The sequence below is a fragment of the Mycobacterium sp. E3198 genome, assembly GCF_001667015.1.
Classification (GTDB): domain Bacteria; phylum Actinomycetota; class Actinomycetes; order Mycobacteriales; family Mycobacteriaceae; genus Mycobacterium.
On record NZ_LZIS01000268.1, the window covers coordinates 13,621 to 31,922 of the forward strand.

The 18,302-nt window shown below is 64.3% G+C and carries 26 protein-coding genes and 4 tRNA genes; 19 read left to right on the forward strand and 11 right to left on the reverse strand.

Going from position 1 to position 18,302, the window contains the following annotated elements:
- Positions 1-52: 52 nt before the first annotated feature.
- Entirely contained in the window at positions 53-415 is a 363-nt protein-coding gene (locus A5673_RS27495; RefSeq protein WP_068240072.1) for a hypothetical protein, read from the reverse strand.
- 167 nt (positions 416-582) lie between these two features.
- On the opposite strand from A5673_RS27495, the gene A5673_RS27500 reads away from it, so the two are divergent.
- The 4 genes from A5673_RS27500 (at position 583) to A5673_RS27515 (ending at position 2,908) form a co-directional block, all read left to right on the forward strand.
- Entirely contained in the window at positions 583-771 is a 189-nt protein-coding gene (locus A5673_RS27500; protein WP_068240073.1) for a hypothetical protein, read from the forward strand.
- The gene (locus A5673_RS27505; protein ID WP_068240077.1) at positions 768-974 is read left to right on the forward strand and encodes a hypothetical protein; all 207 of its coding nucleotides are present in this window, start codon (positions 768-770) and stop codon (positions 972-974) included. The genes A5673_RS27500 and A5673_RS27505 overlap by 4 nt, the downstream gene beginning before the upstream one ends.
- Positions 975-1,032: 58 nt before the next feature.
- Positions 1,033-1,518 carry a hypothetical protein gene (locus tag A5673_RS27510; RefSeq protein WP_156748673.1) on the forward strand — a complete coding sequence of 162 codons (486 nt, stop codon included), beginning with the start codon at positions 1,033-1,035 and terminating at the stop codon, positions 1,516-1,518.
- A gap of 640 nt (positions 1,519-2,158) precedes the next feature.
- The gene (locus tag A5673_RS27515; protein WP_068240081.1) at positions 2,159-2,908 is read left to right on the forward strand and encodes a DUF5131 family protein; all 750 of its coding nucleotides are present in this window, start codon (positions 2,159-2,161) and stop codon (positions 2,906-2,908) included.
- Here the strand turns inward: A5673_RS27515 and tcmP are convergent.
- The 3 genes from tcmP to A5673_RS29390 form a co-directional block, all read right to left on the reverse strand.
- Positions 2,893-4,038 carry a three-Cys-motif partner protein TcmP gene (gene tcmP / locus A5673_RS27520; RefSeq protein WP_068240082.1) on the reverse strand — a complete coding sequence of 382 codons (1,146 nt, stop codon included), beginning with the start codon at positions 4,036-4,038 and terminating at the stop codon, positions 2,893-2,895. The two genes, A5673_RS27515 and tcmP, sit on opposite strands and share 16 nt — an antisense overlap.
- Positions 4,039-4,485: 447 nt before the next feature.
- Positions 4,486-4,983 (reverse strand): hypothetical protein, encoded by a 498-nt coding sequence (locus tag A5673_RS29385; protein WP_156748674.1) that lies wholly within the window; start codon positions 4,981-4,983, stop codon positions 4,486-4,488.
- A complete protein-coding gene (locus A5673_RS29390) occupies positions 4,980-5,600 on the reverse strand; it encodes a hypothetical protein (protein ID WP_156748675.1) in 621 nt (206 codons plus the stop codon). Before A5673_RS29390 ends, A5673_RS29385 begins: the two co-directional genes overlap by 4 nt.
- A gap of 744 nt (positions 5,601-6,344) precedes the next feature.
- Between A5673_RS29390 and A5673_RS27535 the strand changes: the two genes are divergently transcribed.
- From A5673_RS27535 to A5673_RS27570, 9 genes are all read left to right on the forward strand, one after another.
- Positions 6,345-7,508, forward strand: a complete 1,164-nt coding sequence (locus tag A5673_RS27535) for a site-specific integrase (RefSeq protein ID WP_068240088.1) — start codon at positions 6,345-6,347, stop codon at positions 7,506-7,508.
- 217 nt (positions 7,509-7,725) lie between these two features.
- Positions 7,726-7,959: an excisionase family DNA-binding protein gene (locus tag A5673_RS27540; protein ID WP_231971469.1), complete on the forward strand. Its 234-nt coding sequence runs from the start codon at positions 7,726-7,728 to the stop codon at positions 7,957-7,959.
- Complete coding sequence (locus A5673_RS29395) at positions 7,946-8,113, forward strand: hypothetical protein (RefSeq protein ID WP_156748676.1); 168 nt, start codon at positions 7,946-7,948, stop codon at positions 8,111-8,113. Before A5673_RS27540 ends, A5673_RS29395 begins: the two co-directional genes overlap by 14 nt.
- A 1-nt stretch (position 8,114) precedes the next feature.
- Positions 8,115-8,666, forward strand: a complete 552-nt coding sequence (locus A5673_RS27545; RefSeq protein WP_068240090.1) for a hypothetical protein — start codon at positions 8,115-8,117, stop codon at positions 8,664-8,666.
- Positions 8,663-9,670 carry an AAA family ATPase gene (locus tag A5673_RS27550; protein WP_068240101.1) on the forward strand — a complete coding sequence of 336 codons (1,008 nt, stop codon included), beginning with the start codon at positions 8,663-8,665 and terminating at the stop codon, positions 9,668-9,670. Before A5673_RS27545 ends, A5673_RS27550 begins: the two co-directional genes overlap by 4 nt.
- A 232-nt stretch (positions 9,671-9,902) precedes the next feature.
- Complete coding sequence (locus tag A5673_RS27555; RefSeq protein ID WP_068240103.1) at positions 9,903-10,166, forward strand: hypothetical protein; 264 nt, start codon at positions 9,903-9,905, stop codon at positions 10,164-10,166.
- A gap of 36 nt (positions 10,167-10,202) precedes the next feature.
- Complete coding sequence (locus A5673_RS27560) at positions 10,203-10,472, forward strand: hypothetical protein (RefSeq protein WP_068240105.1); 270 nt, start codon at positions 10,203-10,205, stop codon at positions 10,470-10,472.
- Positions 10,462-10,965, forward strand: coding sequence for a hypothetical protein (locus A5673_RS27565; protein ID WP_068240107.1), 504 nt, complete (start codon positions 10,462-10,464; stop codon positions 10,963-10,965). The genes A5673_RS27560 and A5673_RS27565 overlap by 11 nt, the downstream gene beginning before the upstream one ends.
- 232 nt (positions 10,966-11,197) lie before the next feature.
- Positions 11,198-12,049, forward strand: a complete 852-nt coding sequence (locus A5673_RS27570) for a phage major capsid protein (protein WP_068240305.1) — start codon at positions 11,198-11,200, stop codon at positions 12,047-12,049.
- A 548-nt stretch (positions 12,050-12,597) separates the two neighbouring features.
- Here the strand turns inward: A5673_RS27570 and A5673_RS27575 are convergent.
- Together A5673_RS27575 and A5673_RS29400 are read right to left on the reverse strand one after the other, a co-directional pair.
- Positions 12,598-12,987, reverse strand: a complete 390-nt coding sequence (locus A5673_RS27575) for a DUF2510 domain-containing protein (RefSeq protein WP_068240109.1) — start codon at positions 12,985-12,987, stop codon at positions 12,598-12,600.
- Between the two features lie 73 nt (positions 12,988-13,060).
- Positions 13,061-13,291 carry a hypothetical protein gene (locus tag A5673_RS29400; RefSeq protein WP_156748677.1) on the reverse strand — a complete coding sequence of 77 codons (231 nt, stop codon included), beginning with the start codon at positions 13,289-13,291 and terminating at the stop codon, positions 13,061-13,063.
- A gap of 203 nt (positions 13,292-13,494) precedes the next feature.
- On the opposite strand from A5673_RS29400, the gene A5673_RS28840 reads away from it, so the two are divergent.
- Both A5673_RS28840 and A5673_RS29775 read left to right on the forward strand, forming a co-directional pair.
- Positions 13,495-13,671 carry a type II toxin-antitoxin system HicA family toxin gene (locus tag A5673_RS28840; RefSeq protein WP_231971471.1) on the forward strand — a complete coding sequence of 59 codons (177 nt, stop codon included), beginning with the start codon at positions 13,495-13,497 and terminating at the stop codon, positions 13,669-13,671.
- Positions 13,671-14,060 (forward strand): hypothetical protein, encoded by a 390-nt coding sequence (locus tag A5673_RS29775; RefSeq protein WP_068240111.1) that lies wholly within the window; start codon positions 13,671-13,673, stop codon positions 14,058-14,060. Before A5673_RS28840 ends, A5673_RS29775 begins: the two co-directional genes overlap by 1 nt.
- Before the next feature lie 55 nt (positions 14,061-14,115).
- On the opposite strand, the gene A5673_RS27585 is transcribed toward A5673_RS29775, so the two are convergent.
- The 5 genes from A5673_RS27585 to A5673_RS27605 form a co-directional block, all read right to left on the reverse strand.
- On the reverse strand, positions 14,116-14,883 hold the full coding sequence (locus tag A5673_RS27585) for a helix-turn-helix domain-containing protein (protein WP_156748678.1): 768 nt from the start codon (positions 14,881-14,883) through the stop codon (positions 14,116-14,118).
- A 189-nt stretch (positions 14,884-15,072) separates the two neighbouring features.
- The gene (locus A5673_RS27590; RefSeq protein ID WP_068240113.1) at positions 15,073-15,459 is read right to left on the reverse strand and encodes a hypothetical protein; all 387 of its coding nucleotides are present in this window, start codon (positions 15,457-15,459) and stop codon (positions 15,073-15,075) included.
- Between the two features lie 140 nt (positions 15,460-15,599).
- A tRNA-Val gene (locus A5673_RS27595) sits at positions 15,600-15,674 on the reverse strand.
- A 13-nt stretch (positions 15,675-15,687) separates the two neighbouring features.
- Positions 15,688-15,761: transfer RNA gene (locus tag A5673_RS27600), tRNA-Cys, on the reverse strand.
- Between the two features lie 28 nt (positions 15,762-15,789).
- Positions 15,790-15,862, reverse strand: a tRNA-Gly gene (locus A5673_RS27605).
- 176 nt (positions 15,863-16,038) lie between these two features.
- On the opposite strand from A5673_RS27605, the gene A5673_RS27610 reads away from it, so the two are divergent.
- The 4 genes from A5673_RS27610 (at position 16,039) to A5673_RS27625 (ending at position 18,293) form a co-directional block, all read left to right on the forward strand.
- A tRNA-Val gene (locus A5673_RS27610) sits at positions 16,039-16,110 on the forward strand.
- A gap of 111 nt (positions 16,111-16,221) precedes the next feature.
- Entirely contained in the window at positions 16,222-16,650 is a 429-nt protein-coding gene (locus A5673_RS27615) for a PAS domain S-box protein (RefSeq protein ID WP_068240118.1), read from the forward strand.
- 133 nt (positions 16,651-16,783) lie between these two features.
- Positions 16,784-17,575 (forward strand): class I SAM-dependent methyltransferase, encoded by a 792-nt coding sequence (locus A5673_RS27620; RefSeq protein ID WP_068240120.1) that lies wholly within the window; start codon positions 16,784-16,786, stop codon positions 17,573-17,575.
- Positions 17,576-17,582: 7 nt separating this feature from the next.
- Entirely contained in the window at positions 17,583-18,293 is a 711-nt protein-coding gene (locus A5673_RS27625; protein ID WP_082958998.1) for an ABC transporter ATP-binding protein, read from the forward strand.
- The last annotated feature ends 9 nt before the right edge of the window (positions 18,294-18,302 follow it).

The window sequence follows — 18,302 nt, forward strand, 5'->3', positions numbered from 1 at the left end:
CGCCGGGTACCACCGCGCGACCCGCGAGGATGGCTCCGAGGACTGGTGAAGGCTACTGCCAGTCGGGTTTGGTGAACGGCCACCATTCGTCAAACATGCCGCTGAAGTAGTGCAGCGCCAGGTAGACGTCGAAGACGATGACGAGCACCCATGCTGCCCTCCAGGCCCAGAGCACCGGGCGACGGCAGTGAGCGTAACCGTCGGGGTCACGGAACGGGACGAAAAAGAACACCCACAGCACCGAAGCGGCGATCGTCAGACCGACGATGACGTGCCAGACGCCGTGCAATGTTTGTGAGCCGCTGGGGGATCGAACGTAACCGGCTCCGATGGCGTAGATGTAGCCGATGATCGCGACGACGCCGGTTGCGAGGACGTTGACGAACAGGTCACGGTAGAAGTGCTCATGCCGCATCCACCGGAGTGGTATCCATCCGAGCGGGCGTCTCCACCTCTGTACTGGTTTCTGGTCGGTGGTGGTCAGTGTTCGTCTCCGGTGCGATATGGCGATGAGCTCGACGCCGATGGTTTCGGGCGTTGCGTGCCCATGATCCCACTCGTGCTCTTCGTAAAGTGCCAACTATGACTGCCACCGTGATTTCAGCCATCGGCGTAATCGTCGTTGCGCTGATCGTTGTGTCTACTTCCCGCCGCGAAGCGACCGACAAGCGAATGCGCCTGCTCAAGGAGCTTGAGATTATCGAGAAGCTCGACAACGCATCCCCGGAATACCGTGCTTCGGGTTCCACGACGGCAGACTGCGAAGGGTGAGGATCGAGGCGACGCGGGCGCTGTACAAGGGCTTACTCGCCGACCTTGGCGAGCGCAACCCGTACGCCGGCCGATCGGTGGCTCTCGCGCGGTTGTGGCTCAGAGGTTATCTGCGAATGCCGCGAGTACCGATCGAGACCTGGCGGGCGATGGCGGTGTATCTCGACGGCACAAAAGGGGTGGCTAGCTTGCTGATGTCCTAACTGTCAACGGGGATTGCCGCGTTCTGCAGCGGACGCGTAGAGCGATGAGAAAGGTTGCATGATGCTCGGGGAGACTTGGGAAGACCAGTACCGCAGAATGAAACGCTCCTACGCACTGGTGAAGAGCAACGCAGGCGACAAAGACACTCGCCTCGATGCGCTCTACCACTTCTGTTACGACGTGCTGCACTTCCGCGACTGGATCAACGAGTCGAAGGTGGTCGATGAGCCTGCCAGGAGCGAGGTACTGCTTCTTTTCAGCGTCAAGGGCCGCAAGGGCACGTCGTGGGCCATCCAGGCCTGCGCTGACGTCGCGAACGCGGCGAAACACTTCGAACTCCGGCCGCGCGACGATCCACCCGCGGAAATCGTAGGCCACGACCAAGGTACGACGTTGCCCTTCACATTCCCGGCGACGCTGGGGCCGGCTCACTTCGTGATCGACATCGACGGCACGCACCGCAGCGCGTTAGCGATCGCTGACGCAGCGGTGTCAGAATGGGACGATTGGCTGACCAGCAACGGTCTCGACATTCCGGAATGACGTCCGGCCTGCCGTGGGCCAATATGACTCAGGGCGAGGCCCCTCCGGTCCGTAAACACCCGAGAACACGTTTGCTAGCCGGTTTGCCGCGCGAAGATAGAGATTGTCCAAGCGTGAAAAGTACTGCTGCCGTGGTGAGGTCGCCGTGTTTCGACCGTCGCGAGCGGCGGGTGTCGTGGGTCGACGACGACCACTCCCAGGGGTTCTACCCTCTGGTACGGCATCAGCTCGATGGGTTCGAGGCGGGCGGGACAGTGGTGGCACATTCGGGGCTATTGAGGTTGCGCTGTGGGAGCGCGACCGCAAGTGGGATCCGTCGGCGGCCCGGCCGCGGGTGCCGTTTAAGGGCGGTGTGTGCGTGTTGCCGGATGACCGAATCGTCACGGCGGAACGCGCATGATGGCCGTTTACGACGCTGGCGCCCGAGACGCCACAGACGGGCGCGGCCATGGGCGGCACACTGGAGGGCTTGGGCGGGCGGACCGAAGCAGCGGCCAACGGCTTCGTCCGGCCACAGGCTAAGTTGGGGCTTCGACACGAAATCCAGCTTGAGCTGGAATTACAGGCTTGTAATTTACGGTTCAATCAAGTACCGTTCAGCATAATCGAACGTATGTTCGAATAGCAAAGGGGGCTTGAAGTGGCCGATAGGTCAGCGATCGAATGGACCGAAGCGACGTGGAATCCCGTTACCGGCTGTGACCGGGTGTCCGCTGGCTGCGAGCACTGTTACGCGATGACGCTTGCCAAGCGCCTAAAAGCCATGGGATCGGCGAAGTACCAAAACGACGGCGACCCAAGGACTTCCGGCCCCGGCTTCGACGTCACCATCCATCCCCAGGCGCTCGACGAGCCTCATCGGTGGCGCAATCCGCGGACGGTGTTCGTGAACTCGATGAGCGACCTGTTCCACGCCAGGGTGCCGCTCGATTTCATCCGCGACGTCTTTGACGTATGCCGCGACACCCCACATCACACCTACCAGGTGCTGACCAAGCGCAGTTTGCGGCTACGCCGAGTCGCCGACAAACTTGACTGGCCACAGAACCTTTGGATGGGAGTGTCGGTGGAGAACGCAGCGGCGCTCCTACGAGTCGACCACCTACGCGCCGTGCCGGCCGCGGTCCGATTCCTATCGTGCGAACCGCTGCTCGGACCACTTGACGGCTTGGACCTCAACGGAATCCATTGGGTCATTGCCGGCGGCGAATCCGGACCCAACTACCGGCCGGTCGACATCAACTGGGTCCGTGGAATCCGCGACGACTGCCAAGACGCCGGCGTCGCGTTCTTCTTCAAACAATGGGGCGGCCGAACACCGAAAACCCTCGGCAGAGAACTAGATGGGCAGCTCTGGGACGAGATGCCCGTCCGTCAGCTTGCCGTCTGATTCGGGGCCACTCGCAAGTTCTCCACCTTGCCGCCTACGCCGTTGCTCGGTGTCTCGCCGGATCTGTAGAGCTCTTTGACCGCCTTCCGCGCGGCGGATTCACGCACCCGACCGAGGTATTTACCGAAGACCTCGACCGGGTAGTCGCCGAGGCGAACTTCGCCATTCTTGGCCACAAGCTTCCGAATGTTTTCGGTGATAACCGGAATCGACTCGCGCTCAACGTCTTCGATATGCGGATTTACTTCGAACAGGCCGGGGCCAGCCTCCTGCTCTTGCTCGGCACGGACCTGCGCCCACCAGTCTTCGATCGCCTTCGCGGTGCAGTGGGCGAAGTGCCAGACGCCGGCCGGGTGACGTGTCGCGAAGATCAGGTGGTAGATGGGTTTATGTGTCGGTGCACGCTGGACCGGGACGCCGATCAGCGTGGTTCGCGTTGCGTTAGCCAGCCTTCTGGCGAATTCCTGCACCACGCCGTTTACGGCATCGTCGGTGACACCGTTGGCGAAGTATGCTCGCCACCAGTCGCCGCCGAGGCTGATGTCCAGGGTCTTCATTGTCTTCTCGCTCGGTGTCTCCGAGGTGACGTGGCCGCCGATCCGCCGAACCGCTTCCAGGCTGAAATTGATCAGCGCCTCCGTCGGCGGCCACGGCTTGGCACCTCCACGGTTCAACGCCGCGACGAGGTCGTCGAAGGGTATGCCGACGCCACAGGGATCCAGAAACAGGAACGCCGGCAACGCCGAGAACGTCGGAAGACTTTCCCCCAGATAGTTGCTCGCGTCGTCGCGGCGAGTTTGCACATCGATGTGCTTTGCCCGGTATTTGTCGCACAACTCATCCAGCGCAGCGAACGACTCTTTATCCTTCTCGCACAGATACAACGAAACCGGCGTCGCAGCCGGACCGTACTGCCGGCCGGCCGCGAACTCGAGCATTTCGCCGGCCGAACCGAGTTTCCCGTCCTCGTAGACGCCGCGACCCGCGAATCCGTCGAAGTATGCCGCCTTACCGGCGATCGATGACGTCCTGATCAGGAACACAGGCAGGTACCGCCTCAACAGGCTGTGCTTGAGCACGCCGGGGAGGCGCGCGTCCTTCCAGTATTTGTCGTTGGCTCCGGTCGCCACTCAAATCCTCTTCCTGCACCCGGCGGGGTGCCCGCCGTCAACTCGATTAGCTAAGCCCGTGCGGACGCCACCGACCCGTGCAGGGCGAACGAAAAGGGCCTTTTCGACGCTACCCCTGGCCACCGACAACGCACCGTCAGCGGTGCTCGCGCGATCGACGCTTCACGGGCAGGCTTTCGACTTCGGTGGCGTTTGTCTTCGTTCATCGGCACCGGGGCCGCAGTCGCCCCTGCGCGCTGGCGGCCAGCGGTTGCCACACTTCGCCATGTGCGGCATTCCGCCAGCTATTCGCCCATATGCTCGCGGTCGGCGCCGAGCTGTACCAGCCGAAGGTCGCCACGATCGCCGCCGAGATTTCATCGGCCGCCGTTGCAACCTTTCGGCGTCGACGAAGTTTCGCCGTGGCGAATCGGCCCACCTGGCCGCCGCGCCGAGCAGTCCCAAACCCTAGACCCCTGAGGTCGTTTGGGACCCCGACGGCTCTTGTTCGTCGTCAGGTGCCGGGTATTGGCAGACGTTTCTCGTCGCATCTGCCGCGAGGGTCAAACGCAGCTTGTTCCGGGTAGTCCTGTCATCGATGCGTTGATCTAGGTAGCAATGACCGGTCGGCCAGCGTGTAAGAGGGGCTGGTACCGGACATTCAGAATCATCGACCAGGCGCCCCTTGGCCTTGAGCACCTGCGCGAGAGTCACACCCCAGGTCCCGGCTGTCTCGCGGTGGGGATAGTCGCGGCGGTGCTCCTCGTAGGCACCCCTGGCGTCTTGTTTCGAGCCGCGGGCTCCGCTTACCTTGCGGTCGTCGGAAGAACTCGGTGTGAACGCGCGGATGTCGACAATGCCCTCATTGACCGACTGCGGGTGTATTTGCCTGTAATACCATTCGGCTGGGTCGGTGAGCAGCTCCTCGCACGACTCAAGCGCGGGGAAGCTGACAGGTTCAGTCATCGCGTCGAATGGATGATGAACTGCGCCGCGTTGTCAGCGTTCCGGAAGGTCTCGGAGTGGTACACGTCGTCACCGGCGTACTCGCCCGAGAATTCGGTACCGGTCGCCGAGATGTCAACAACGACTGCGCGCTCGTCACCAACGGTCTGAAGGCGAAGGCCGCCATCCTCTTTGGGGAAAATAGCGACCTTTGAAGATGGCGGCTGCAGTGCAAATTGTTCGAAGACGGCAATGGTGGCCGCTTCGGCATCCGGCGATATGACGACAACGGGTTCCGGCTCCACGCTGACCGAAATCTCGTTACCGTGAGGGGTTTTCGATCCGACTACCGTCGCCGAGGGTGAATCGTCGCCCCACGGCGGCGGCGCGTTCCTTAGTTCGGCGATTCGCCGCCTCGCGTTGCCGACGTAGTCGACCGGACTCGGCCAAGAGAGCACCGTCCCAACAATCAGTCGAATGTTGCCGAATTCCCCAGGCACGAGCTGCGCATTCGGCGACTGGGCCAACACGTTACGGTCTATCGAGGGAAGCGCCAGCCGATACCAGCCATGTGAGCTGGGTGTTGCGCGTACGTCGGCGGCACCCGATGTAAGTTCGGCCAAGTCAACGGGCGGCATCGGGCGAAACCTCCCCTATAGCGAAACCCAGGTGGCGAGCCAAGCCTATGCAGAGAGCGGTCGCGTCAGCTCTGTTCATGTAGAACGCCCCCAGCACGTCGACGGGGACCCTATTGTCGGGATGCTCCTGCTCCCACCGCTCCCGGTCACCAGGTGCCACCCAAACCGGTAAGCCGACATGGCCCACCATCAGATAGATACCAAGGCGATCTTTGTCCCACTGGTACGCGTGGATGTTGGATACCCGAGCACCAGAATTCGCGGCCGATGGCCACGCCGCCGTAATGGTTATCTCGTCGTCCGGGCTGGCAGAACTCGACGTCATAGCACTCATACTTCCAGAACGACGAAAGATGGCCAGTCTGGATTCCCAAGAATGCGGGAGACGACGGAGTCCGATGGGCCCATACGATCACATCGGCCGAGCCGGGGTAGTGGCTCCATGGGCCGCTCAGCTAAGCGCGGTCACAGGTACCTGGCCGTCATGGTTGGCAGCATATCGGCAGCGGTACCTCAAAAGTCGCAAGTTTCCGCAGTTCAAACGTGGTGCGCGATACTGGGATTGAAGTTGATTTTTGCAGCGACCGCGATACTGTTTCTGCCAGCGTAAAGGGCCTCTGAACTCGAAAAACAATGAACAGTACCGCGCTGGCCTGGTACAGTCTCGTATAGCCTCATATAGTCTTATTGGCGGCAAAATTGGCGGCAAAATCACCCCTGCTGCCCGAGATAGGAGACCACCGGATGACCCGCGCCAAACGCGGCTTCGCTCAAATCCGCCAGGAACGCTCCGGGCGTTACTCGGTTCGCTACACCACCCTCAGCGGCAAGCGGGAATTCGCCGGGAAGACCTTCGCGCGCAAAGCCGACGCCGAGGCGTGGGCCGCCGACAAGCGCCGCCAGATCGACCGAGGCGCCGTGGCCACCCATTCCAAAATCACCTTCGAGGACTACGCGACGAACTGGCTAGCCGGGCGGCACGTCGCCGGGCGCCCGATCAAACCCCGCACCCGCGCCCACTACCAAGCCCTGCTGGACGACCACCTGGTACCCGAATTCGGTGACCGACAGTTGGCGAAGATCGCCCCGGCGGACGTGCGGGAGTGGCACGCCGCCACCCTGGCCGATAAACCCACCTTGCGGTCGCACGCGTACAGCCTGCTGCGCACGATTTTCGCGTCGGCGCTCAACGATGAACTGATCGACGCCAACCCCTGCCGCATCGTCGGCGCCGGGCGCACCAACCGCGTTCACAAGATCAAACCCGCCAGCGTGGATGAACTGGCCGCCCTCACCGAGGCGATGCCCGAGCGGTTGCGCCTGATGGTCACGTTGGCGTCCTGGTGCGCGTTGCGGTTCGGCGAAACCATCGAATTACGCAGGGGGGACATTGATTTGAGCGCCGAAGTCATTCGCATCCGGCGGGCCGTTGTCCGCGTCAAACAAAACGACGACACGGAAGGCGCCGCCAAATACCGTTTTGAGGTGGGCGACCCTAAATCCGAGGCGGGCATCCGCGACGTGGCCATCCCGCCGCACATCATTCCCGCCATCGAAGATCACCTAGCCAAACATGTTGGAAAGAAACGTGATTCGCTGTTGTTCCCGGCTGGCGACACTGGCACTAAGAAAATCAGCACCAGTTCCGGCGACCAGCATTTGCAGCCGTCCACGCTGATGCGGCATTGGTATAAAGCCCGCGCGAAGGCGGGCCGCGACGATCTGCGCTGGCACGATTTGCGTCATAGCGGCGCCGTGTTGGCGGCGGCGACCGGCGCCAGCCTGGCGGAATTGATGGCCCGCCTCGGGCACTCCACACCCACCGCAGCGATGCGCTACCAGCACGCCGCGCAAGGCCGCGACCGCGAAATCGCGGCCCTGCTGTCCAAACTTGCTGCAAACAAGTAACGGTTACCGGTTTACCGTTTCAGGTAGTCTTGCTACAGTTTTCTCTACGCATCACCAGCGGTTAACAGGTGGAGTCCGACGGGACTCTTAAAACACGGCACTCACTAACGAACGCACAAACTCACTAACGAACGATGCCCCCGAGCGATTTGGGGAAGAGTCCGGCGGGACTTGAAACACGGTGCGTTCCAACTCTTTTTCCGTGAGGACTGCCGTTATGCCCCGAAACAAATCCGTCGCACGCCTGTCCATGGTCAACGGCAAGCCCGTGGGCCGCCGCTACGCCCGCGTCAACGACGCCGCTGCCTACCTCGACGTGCATCCCATCACGATCAGGCAGATGATCGCCGATGGAAAAATCCGCGCATATCGCAGCGGGTCGCGGTTGATTCGCGTCGACCTCAATGAGATTGATGCGCTGATGGCCGGGGAAACCAATGGCGTCGCGTGACCGGCGCGGCGACCAGCGCACCGCCGTGCGGCAGGTGATGTCGATGGAGCCGCTTAACAGCAACGGCGCCCCGAAGGACGCCGCCGCCACCATCCACTTCACGCCGGGCACCACCCCGGCGGCCACTGGCCCTCGTCGCCACGAAAGCGGGTGACGTGAACGATTCTAACGGCCACCGCAACGACGGCAGCGTTTACGTGGACATCACGGACATCGCCCCCGACGTGAGGTGCCCCTCCTGCGGCCCGGTCATCACGTGCCCGCACATCGCGTGCATTCCGTACCCGCCGCACTGCCTCGCCGCCGCCGCGCCGATGCGGCAGTACACCGACGTGATGGAGTGGCTGTTCGCCAAGCGCCGTGCACGCGACCGTGACGCTTCCAAGATCACCTCATCCGGCTCGCCGCCGGGCGCCATCGCAACACCCGGCAGCAATCCGGCGTACGTCGCCACCGCCATCCGCGCCGAGCTGAACGAGCTGGCCCGCGCCCGCGAAGGCACCCGCAACCACACCCTGTTCACCGTGGCCTGCAACGTCTTCGAGTTCGTCAAGGGCGGCCACGCCGACCAGACGGGCGCCCGCGCCGAACTGTCGCGGATCGCCACCGTGATCGGCCTGGAACCCTCCGAAATCCCGAGCACCATCGAGTCGGCGTGGAACACGGTCGGCGCGCGTGATGTGCCCGCCCCCAGGAGTGCGACGTGACCACGCCCAACCTCGACGGCATCGTCATCAACAACACCGAGCACGACAACACCAACCAGACGCCCCTCTACGCCGACCGTGTCCTCACCCGCTCCGCGCTGCGCGACCTGCCCAATCCTGAACCCCTGATCGCCGACACCCTCGATTTGGGCACCTTCGCCCTGCTCTATGGCCGGTGGGGGTGCGCTAAAACGTTCATCGCCCTCGCCTGGGCTGCCAGCGTGGCCACTGGGCGCCGCTGGCTGAACCGGGTCACCGTCCAGCGCCGCGTCCTCTACGTCGTCGGAGAAGCCGCCTTCGGGTTCAAGGGCCGTCTGCACGCCTGGGAGGTGGGCTGGCAGACGACCATCGCTGACGGCCAGTTGGACCTTCTGCCGTTCGCGGTGAACCTCACCAACGCCCGCGATGTGAACCAGCTTCGGGCGCTGATCGAATGGGGCGGCTACGACTTCGTCATCCTCGACACGCTGGCCCGCTGCATGGTCGGCGGTGAGGAAAACTCCGCGAAGGATTGCGGCATCGTCGTGGACGCCATCGTGCGGCTGCTGGCCTCCACGCCGGGCGGTCGGGGCGTCGTCCTCGGCGTGCATCACGCGGGCAAGGACGGTAAGACGTTGCGCGGGTCGTCGGCGTTTGAGGCCGCCGCCGACACCGTCTACTTCGCCAGCCGTGACGGCGCCGTCATCACCCTCGACCGCGAAAAGCGCAAGGACGGCCCCGAATTTGACCGGCATCTCCTGCGGCTGGACCTGATCCCCGGCACGGGTTCGGCGACGGTGGGAATCAGTGAGACAACCGGTGAGACGACCGACCGCGCCGTCTCACTGCGTTCCACCTTCGTCTCACAATTCGCGGGTATCGGTGCCACCAAAGCCGAACTGCGGGACGCCGCCGACATGCCCAAGGCCACCTTCTACCGCGCCCTCTCTGACCTGCTGGAATCGGGCCGCCTGGTCAACATCGGCACCGACAAAAGGCCGTTCTACAAGCTGGCTGGCGAATGATGTTGTCTCACTGTCTCACTACGTTTCAACCTCCGGCGGTTGTCTCATCTCACCACCCCCCCTTTAGGGGGGTGAGACAACCGGATTGTGAGACAAAAATCCGACCGCTTTCCCGGCGCCTGGGAAGCGGTGGGAAACGGGACCCGCAGGCGGCCAGCCTCGCGCAGCCGTCGAACCTTCTCGACGCCGAGAAGTTTTGCCGTGGACCTATCGCCGTGGGCACGGGGACCCAATGACCGACCGGGCTGGATGGCACTACACCGCGCTGGCGCGGCGACTCATCTTGGCCACCCTCAGCGACGATGAGGACGCCTGCCGCCACATCGCCGTTGAAGTCGGCGACTGCGTCCACTGCTGGGAATCGGTCGCCCTCGCCGTGGCCTTCGCTGCCGTCAGCGCCCTGAGGCGGGTCGCCGAGGTCGACGGCACCGACCCCGTCCGGGCGGTGGAAGGCGAGATTGCCTATGCGCTGGACAAGTTCACCGACCCGGCCTAACGCCAACCATCCAACGACACGAAAGGAACCGCCACCATGCCCGACCTGACCGACCACATCCCGCCCGGCGCCACCATCCTCACCCCCGCCGAAGGCCAACCCATCGAAATCGCCTACGGCTACATCACCGAAACCGGCGCCGATGTCATCGCCGTGACGGTGCGCGATGCACGGCACGGCCCCCACACCCTGGCGCTGACCCCGCCCCTGGCCGCCACCCTGGCCAACACCATCCGGCAACGATGCGACAACCTAGCCCGGCTACAGGCCGACCAGCAGAACGGAGACAATGACGATGGAAACTGAACAGGCACAGGCCACCTCGGACACCCCGCCCGACCCGGCGCCCGCCGAGCAACCCGACCACGTTGGCGTGCCGGTGGAATCCGAACATGGCGCCGAACCGGGGTCGGGCCGCGACCGCGAGGCCGCCAAGTTTCGGAAGCAACTGCGCGCCGAACAGGCTGCCCGCCAAGCCGACAACGAACAGTCGGCGGAGCGAATCACGGTGTTGGAGCGCCAGCTTGACGCCCTGCGCCGTGACCAGGTCGGCGCCATCGCCACCACATTGGGCATCAAACCCGCCGCCCTGTGGGCTTCCGGCGCCCAACTGGACGACCTGCTAGGCGAGGACGGCGCCCCCGACCCCGACAAGGTCCGGGCAGCCGTCGAGCACGCCCGCGCCCACCTCGGCATCACCCGCGACCCCCGGCCCTTCAAGGGGCTGCGCTCCGGAACCGCCGCGCCGGTCGAACCGGTCAACCGCTGGCGGGCCGCCTTCGCGCCCCGCGAGAAGTAGCCCCGGACAATCCCCTCTGGGCCATCCCTGCGGGGGCTAGAATGATTCCGTTCGCGCTGGGCGGCCCCGGCCGTAGGGTCGGCACCCCCCCGGCGCACTCTCCCGCGTAGCGGGTTGCGGCGGCGCCATGTAGTGGCACGTCGTGGACAAACTCACTCCATTCCATTCCAACGCGGCGCAATAGAAGGGTGTCCAGCAAGTGGACACCTTGCCGCAGAAGTGGGTTTTCGAAATGACTTTCACGGCAACGACCGTCAACAGCGCCGCCGCATGGAGGCCCGACTATTACACGTTCAGCCCGGCCGACGTTATCCCCGAGGCGCTGATCATCGAATGTTCAACCTACGCAGGGCAAGTCGAAGGTGACCAGCCGGTGGTGCGGGTCGGGTATGTCGACGACGCCACCGCCGACTTCGTCGCCGAGGCGGCCGAAATCCCCGAGGCCGAACCGGATTTGGCCGAGGTGCTGGTAGCCACCGGCAAGGTCAGTCAGTTGGTTCGGCTCAGCCGGGAGCAGTGGGCGCAGCCCGACACCGCCGAACAGTTGTCCCAGTCGGTCGGCCGCGCCTTGGTCCGCCGCGCGGACCTTGCCTTCATGCAGCAGGTGGCGCCCACCCCGCCCGCCCTCGGCCCCTCCACCGGTATCCTCAACGTCGCCAATGTCGTTGAAGGCGAGGAGGTTTCGGGCAGTCTGGACGCCCTGGTCGACCTGGTCGCCGAACTGCAAACCAACCTCAGCACGCCGACGCACGTAATCCTCAGCCCCACCGCCTGGGCCGAATTCAGGAAATTGAAGACCGCGACCGACTACAACAGCAGCCTCATCGGGGCCGGGACCACCGACGCCCAGACGCTGCTGCTGTCCCTGCCGGTCGTCGTCAACGTCGCGGTGCCCACCTACACCGGCATGGTGATCGACCGGACCGCGATTGTTTCCGCGTACGGGCCCGTCATGGTCAGTACCTCGGAGCACCAGTTCTTTTCCTCGGATTCTGTTGCGGTACGGGCGACTTGGCGCATCGGCCAGAATCTGGTGCGGCCGAACAGGTGCGGCACGTTCAGCATCGCCGGGCCGGGCAGCTAAGCAGCACGCGGTGCGTCGCACCGGCGGCTATCGGTACCGGCGCAACAGGGCACGCCTCAAACGCGGCCCCGGCGGGGACATCTGCTGGCTCTGCGGGCAGGTCATCGACATGGGCCTGCCGCCTGGGCATCCCATGTCCTGGTCAAGCGACCACGTTGACGAGGTCAAGCGCGGCGGGCACAACAACGGCCCGCTGCGCCCAGCCCACCTCCTGTGCAACAAACAGCGAAACCGCCAGCAAACACCAGCGCAACAGGCACGGCACGGGCGCAGGTGGTAGGCGGCTCGGGTGCGTCCCGATGGGACCCATACCCCCACCCCCTGCCTGGTCGCGCGGGCCATGGCGGCGGTCGGACGGGCGTGCCGCACCGTCGCTACCAGCGCGTTTGGGCCGGTGGGGGGGTGCCCCATCGCTTGCTGACGCGACGCGACCCTCGCATTGCTTCGGAAATATCCCCCCAGGGGCATTTCCACGCGGGCGTATAGGTCGGAAATCGGCTTGGCCAGCCGGGCCTAGCAAATCGGAGCAGCGTGCCCTGCAAACCGCTTCAATGTTGTTGTCGAACGCTCCGCACAATCGCGCCGACGACACCAACTATCGTGGCCACGGCGCTGGCCAACCAAAGCAAAAACAGCACGAATCCACTGATCTGAAAAATGAGCGTGCCGGACCCGCCCCGATTTGCGGCGCCGAAGGCTAGCTGCATGAGGATGAACGTCACGATGGCGGTGGGTGGGCCGCCGATGGCCATTATCAGGAAGGGCCGCAGAGACTTTCTTGCGCTGGGTTGCCGGTTCGGTGCATCGCCGGGGCCAGGCGGCGGGATGCGTGGGGCGATTGGGGCGACGTGGTCGGTCCAGTTGGTGCCGTCGAAGTATCGCTGGTTGTTGTCGCCGCTGGGGTCGGGATACCAACCGGGCGGCGGCGTTGCGGTCATGCTGGTCCCCACATGGTTCGTTAGCTTAGGGACTCAGGGTCGCGGTTTCCCCCGAACGCCGCGCGGGGCCGATTTAGGTGGCCGGTTCCCAGCGCCAGCCGTCATTGTTCTGGCAGACGATGTCTTCGCCATCACCGGCCACCCCGGAAGCCCCGTGGTCGCTTTTGCGGCAGTATTCGCCGGGTTCGTAGCAGTTGCCCCCGTTGGTCAACGGGTGACAACTTGATGGGGCCAGCGGCGGCGCAGGGGAGGCCGGGGCGAACAATGCGGCGGTGAGCGCGAAGACGGCAAGTACGTGTTCCACGCGGCCTAGTGTTGCCCTTATTCCAATCCGGAGTTGTGAAATGGGCCATGCTCGCATGGCGGGGCCGGGCGGGTCGGTGTGGCTTTTGACCCTGGCCCGTCGTAGCGCCCCCAGCCTGTGAACATTTTTGTCTAGCGTAGTGGACTAGAAAACGTCTACCTGCCTAGACTATCGTGGTGGTCAGTGAAGAACCCACCCGATCTGTGGTCAAACGCCTCCGCAAAGCCGGATTCGACAAAACCGGCGGCAACGGCAGCCACACTAAGTGGCTTCACGCACAGTCTGGAGCGTACGTCGTCGTGCCGACAGGTCACCGCGTCATATCGCCTGGCGTAGTTCGCCAGGTGGACAAGGCGATTGAGCGGAGCAAGGGGTCCTGATGTACGAATTCAAAATCGAAATCAAGCGCGAAGGCCGCTGGTGGATGGTCTACATCCCTGAAATCGACGGCGTCACGCAAGCCCGCCGACTGGCCGAGGCGCCGACGATGGCCCGCGACTACATCGCCTTGGACCGGGGCATTCCCGTTTCGGAAATCACGGTCGAAATCGCCAGCATCCGCATGGAGGAACCGGCCTTCCGTGAACTTCTCGACACCGCCCGCCAAATTAAGCACACACGGGCGCAGGCCGCCGAATTGGAGCGGGAGAGCACCCAGCAGGCAAGGGACTTCGCGCACTGGCTGGTTACTTACGGGGTGCCTGTCCGCGATATTGCTGTGTTGCTGGGGATTTCGCCTCAGCGGGTGAGTCAACTAGCCAATTCGTAGCGGTAATAGCCGCGCTGGTCTTGATACAGCCCCGGCGCCCACCACCGTTCGCGTCTCATAAAGCGCGGGCGTCGCGGGGGGCGCCTCCTCGCAGGATGGTCGCGCCGCGAAGTAGTAGATAGAGAAACTCTGCGGCGCCCAACGCTTCGGCAAGCTGGTCGTCGGTGAACGTGTCGCAAGGTTCCGCTATGGACGCGGAAATGTGTTGTATCTGCCAGGAGTACACCGTTGCGCCGGGCCGCTCACCTGTCGCCGATAGTTTTTCGATAACGCGCTGCAACGCTTCCCGCGCCCGGTTGAGTAGGTCGGCGTCGGCTGCCTGCACCGCCGCCCCACCGTGCTCCGGCCCGAGAACGCTGATTGCCCCGTCAAGCTGGTCGACCGCGCTGCCAATCGCGGCGAAGCTGGCATCCGCTTCCCGCCTCGCCACCTCTTGGGGCGTCCGCTTGCGCGGTTTCTTGGGCGGCGGCTGCGCCGGATAGGGCTTGCCGTCCTGCCCGATGACCGGCGGCGCCTCGTCAGGTGTCGGATTTCCGACACCTCGGAGGTCGCTAGAAACGGTGTCATGGTGGACGCCCGTCGCCGCCCCGATGGCCCGCGTCGACATGCCCTGCCCGCGTAGCAACGCCACCACCGCCCGGCGTTCCTCACGCGGCAACACCAGCGGCGCATGGTGAAATTCGCCCTTGATGTAGTCGTCCCACGATTCGTAGCCGAGGGCCACCCATGCCCGCCCGATGTAAGCCTTGGCGACCTCGGCCATCAGGTCGCCCATCTTGGATTTGATGCGGGCGGTGATCGCCTCGGCGTCCCGCTTGTCCAAGTCCACGTGCAGGACAGCCGTCATCGGGAGATTCACGTTCTGCTCTCTTTCCCCCCGCCCGCCAAGCCGACTTTAGCGCCAGACGGCTACCCGGCCCACCCCCCAATTTGGTTTCCCTCACCGCGCGCCGTCGCGGTGTAGGGCGACGCCTGACATTGTGCCGAGAGGTCAGAGGCAACGGGCCCGGACTCAGTCGCAGAGTGGCGTTTCCCTAACGGTTTCCTCGATTGCCCTCAGGACGCCCGACCAGGTAGCCCAGCTCGGGTCGGGGGTGTAGCCAATCTCAAACGAGGGGTAGGTCTGCTCGATTCGTTCGACCAGTTCGCGCCGGTGCGCAGCCTCGGCCTCGATCCAATCAAGTAGCATCCCAGCGGCATTCGTGAAGCCAGCGACTAGCCGGGCGAGCACATCTTCGATTGGCTCGCCGCTGAACCGCCGCGCGGCAATCTCCTGGATCTCCCGCACGGCATCTTCCGCTGCGAAATTCTCTCCACCGGCTTGGGCTTCCCTGATGACGGAGAGGGCGGCAAGGGTGTCCTCTTGCTGCTCGCGGGTGTATCGGGGTTCCTCCGGCATCTGTTCACCGTAACTGTGTTCGTCGCCCTACGGGCCGCTGAGAGGCCAGCAAATCGGCGTCTGCCGCCATAGCGGCGAAATCAGTTGGCGGCATATTGGCGGCGACCGCTCCATTAAAGCCTATTTCCGCAGGTCAAGCATGGTGCGCGATACTGGGATTGAACCAGTGACCTCTTCCGTGTCAGGGAAGCGCTCTCCCGCTGAGCTAATCGCGCCGGGGGTCAAATTTGGAGGTGGAGACGGGAATCGAACCCGTGTGCACGGCTTTGCAGGCCGTTGCCTCACCACTCGGCCACTCCACCGCTGGGATTGATGCCACTTGCACCTTCGAGCGGACGACGGGATTCGAACCCGCGACCCTCACCTTGGCAAGGTGATGCGCTACCAACTGCGCTACGTCCGCGCGCAACGGGCGAGATCGTCGCCCGTTGCGAAGGACGACGATAGTCCACCCGAGCGGGCCCGCACAAATCTCTTGGTGACGTTGCCGGTCCAGGCTAGCGCGCCCGGCGACCAACGTGGCGGGTTCGGCGATGTCGGGTTCGTGCTACCCTTCGACACCGTTCGCCCCTCGGCGCCGGTCCCGTGGCTCAGTGGAAGAGCGTCCGCTTCACACGCGGAAGGTCGCTGGTTCGATCCCAGCCGGGACCACCGGAATCCTCGCAGGTCAGGCTCAGGTTTGGCCGACGACGTGCCCGGCTCCAGCCGGCGGTACGCCGGCGCAACGGTGAACCCGGCGACGGCGCCGGTCGTGATCACCGTATGGACGCTTCGGAGGCGGCCCATGACCGCCGCGCAACGGTGACCGTCGACCGCGAGGGCATCATTCATCAGTGGGGTGATGCGGTCACCGGTGTCGTGGGCCATTCGGCGGACGAGACACTGGGGCGAAGCCTCAATGTCGTGATCCCGCCCGTCCTGCGGCCGCTGCATTGGTGGGGATTCGATCACGCCATGAAGAGCGGTCGATTGAAGCGCGGCATCTTCAAAGTCCCGGCCCTGACCAAGGACGGGCGGGTGATCGTCGCCCACGCAACCATCGACTTGATACCCGGAAAAGGCCGAGGCGCGGACGGCGCCGTCGTCACGTTTGTCGGGGTCGGGGCCCGGTGGCGAGGGAGGGCCTGGGAAGCCGCCCTCGCGCCGATCAACCTCGCGCACCGGGTCTGGTGCAACGCCCGCGCCAGGTAGAGCGCCCCAAAATTCGTATTCGGAATCGGGTGAACCATCCAACGCCCGACTGCGTGCCTAAACTATGACCGCCCGACAGCCCGGGGCGGAGGCCGTCCCTGATGCAATGTGGTCGCCGGCGCTAGCGCGTGGGTTGATCCGCGACGATTTCATGCGCGCGATGCACTATTGCGACGGCGGGTTCACCGATCTACTGGGCGGCAGCGTCCCGACCCGGCCAAGCCTCGCACAGCGATTCATGCAGAGCCCGTTGGTGGCGGCGCTGTACGAGCGCTTCTGGCGCCCGATCATGGTCGCGATCATGCGATTGCACGGGATCTCGATCGACGCCGAACGCCAAAAAGCTTCCGGCGCATTGCATCTGGGCGGCGCGCAGCGCGTTCTCGACGTGGCATGCGGCCCGGGCAATTTCACCGGGTTCTTCGCCGAACAGCTCAGCGGAGACGGCTTCGTCATCGGGTTGGACAATTCGGTCGCGATGATGGAGCGCGCCGTCCGCGACAACAGCGCCGCGCGCGCGGTCTATATGCGCGCCGACGCGCGCAGCCTCCCGTTCAACGACAGGACATTCGATGTCGTGTTCTGCTTTGCCGCTCTGCATCTCGTCCAAGAACCGATCCGCATGCTCCAAGAGATGATCCGGGTGCTTGCGCCGGGCGGGCGGATCGCCGTGATGACGACCTACGGCCGCGAGTCCTTGCTGATACGGAAGGGTCTCGAGCTCGGCGCCGAAATGTGCGGGGTGCGCGTGTTCGACCGCGCCATGGTTCCAGCATTCCTTGCGGCCACCGGGCTGACCGACATCGACCAGCAGCTGCGCGGAATCTCTCAGTTCGTCGTGGCCCGCCGGCCAGAGAGCGAGAGCGATCCCGGGCGCGCCCGAGCGATCGGGCGGCGGGCGCAAGGCAAGGCAATTGGCTTTTAGGCCGACAGTGCGCGGCGATGTCCGGCTACGCGGGGTCAGCAAGACCTACGGCGAGGGCGCGGCGGCGGTATCTGCCCTGCGCGAGGTCGATCTCGATATCCATGCCGGCGAGTTCGTGGCGATACTCGGTCCGAGCGGGTCGGGCAAGACGACGCTGCTCAACATCATCGGCGGCATAGAAACGGCGGACGGTGGCACAATAACCGTTGCCGGACAGGATATCTCGGGACATCGACCCCGCGATCTGGGTTCCTTTCGCCGCGAACGTGTCGGCTTTGTGTTCCAGTTCTTCAACCTGATTTCCACTCTCACCGCCCACGAAAACGTTCAGGTGGTTATGGAACTGACCGGCCGAGGCGATGCCAGTCGTGTTCCGGATCTGCTGGCCGCGGTCGGCTTGTCGGACCGCGCCGCGCACTTCCCGGCTCAGCTGTCGGGCGGGGAACAGCAGCGGGTTTCGATCGCCCGGGCGCTCGCGACCGACCCCGACTTGTTGCTGGCCGATGAACCCGCCGGTGCGCTGGATGTGGCGACCGGACGTCGTGTGCTGCAGCTGCTGCAGCACACCAGCCGCACCACCGGATGCGGCGTCATCATGGTTACGCACAACGAGGCCACGGCCGAAATCGCCGATCACGTCATACGGATGCGTGACGGCACCATCACGTCCACCGACCGCAACACCTCGCCGGCTGACGCCACGAGCGTTCGATGGTGACGCATCACG

Bases quoted from the DNA above. Each gene is read 5' to 3' on its own strand.
- A5673_RS27495 (WP_068240072.1), bottom strand. From the start codon at position 415: ATGCGGCATGAGCACTTCTACCGTGACCTGTTCGTCAACGTCCTCGCA.
- A5673_RS27500 (WP_068240073.1), top strand. From the start codon at position 583: ATGACTGCCACCGTGATTTCAGCCATCGGCGTAATCGTCGTTGCGCTG.
- A5673_RS27510 (WP_156748673.1), top strand. From the start codon at position 1,033: ATGATGCTCGGGGAGACTTGGGAAGACCAGTACCGCAGAATGAAACGC.
- A5673_RS29385 (WP_156748674.1), bottom strand. From the start codon at position 4,983: ATGACTGAACCTGTCAGCTTCCCCGCGCTTGAGTCGTGCGAGGAGCTG.
- A5673_RS29390 (WP_156748675.1), bottom strand. From the start codon at position 5,600: ATGCCGCCCGTTGACTTGGCCGAACTTACATCGGGTGCCGCCGACGTA.
- A5673_RS27535 (WP_068240088.1), top strand. From the start codon at position 6,345: ATGACCCGCGCCAAACGCGGCTTCGCTCAAATCCGCCAGGAACGCTCC.
- A5673_RS27540 (WP_231971469.1), top strand. From the start codon at position 7,726: ATGCCCCGAAACAAATCCGTCGCACGCCTGTCCATGGTCAACGGCAAG.
- A5673_RS29395 (WP_156748676.1), top strand. From the start codon at position 7,946: ATGGCGTCGCGTGACCGGCGCGGCGACCAGCGCACCGCCGTGCGGCAG.
- A5673_RS27555 (WP_068240103.1), top strand. From the start codon at position 9,903: ATGACCGACCGGGCTGGATGGCACTACACCGCGCTGGCGCGGCGACTC.
- A5673_RS27560 (WP_068240105.1), top strand. From the start codon at position 10,203: ATGCCCGACCTGACCGACCACATCCCGCCCGGCGCCACCATCCTCACC.
- A5673_RS27565 (WP_068240107.1), top strand. From the start codon at position 10,462: ATGGAAACTGAACAGGCACAGGCCACCTCGGACACCCCGCCCGACCCG.
- A5673_RS27570 (WP_068240305.1), top strand. From the start codon at position 11,198: ATGACTTTCACGGCAACGACCGTCAACAGCGCCGCCGCATGGAGGCCC.
- A5673_RS27575 (WP_068240109.1), bottom strand. From the start codon at position 12,987: ATGACCGCAACGCCGCCGCCCGGTTGGTATCCCGACCCCAGCGGCGAC.
- A5673_RS29775 (WP_068240111.1), top strand. From the start codon at position 13,671: ATGTACGAATTCAAAATCGAAATCAAGCGCGAAGGCCGCTGGTGGATG.
- A5673_RS27590 (WP_068240113.1), bottom strand. From the start codon at position 15,459: ATGCCGGAGGAACCCCGATACACCCGCGAGCAGCAAGAGGACACCCTT.
- A5673_RS27615 (WP_068240118.1), top strand. From the start codon at position 16,222: ATGGACGCTTCGGAGGCGGCCCATGACCGCCGCGCAACGGTGACCGTC.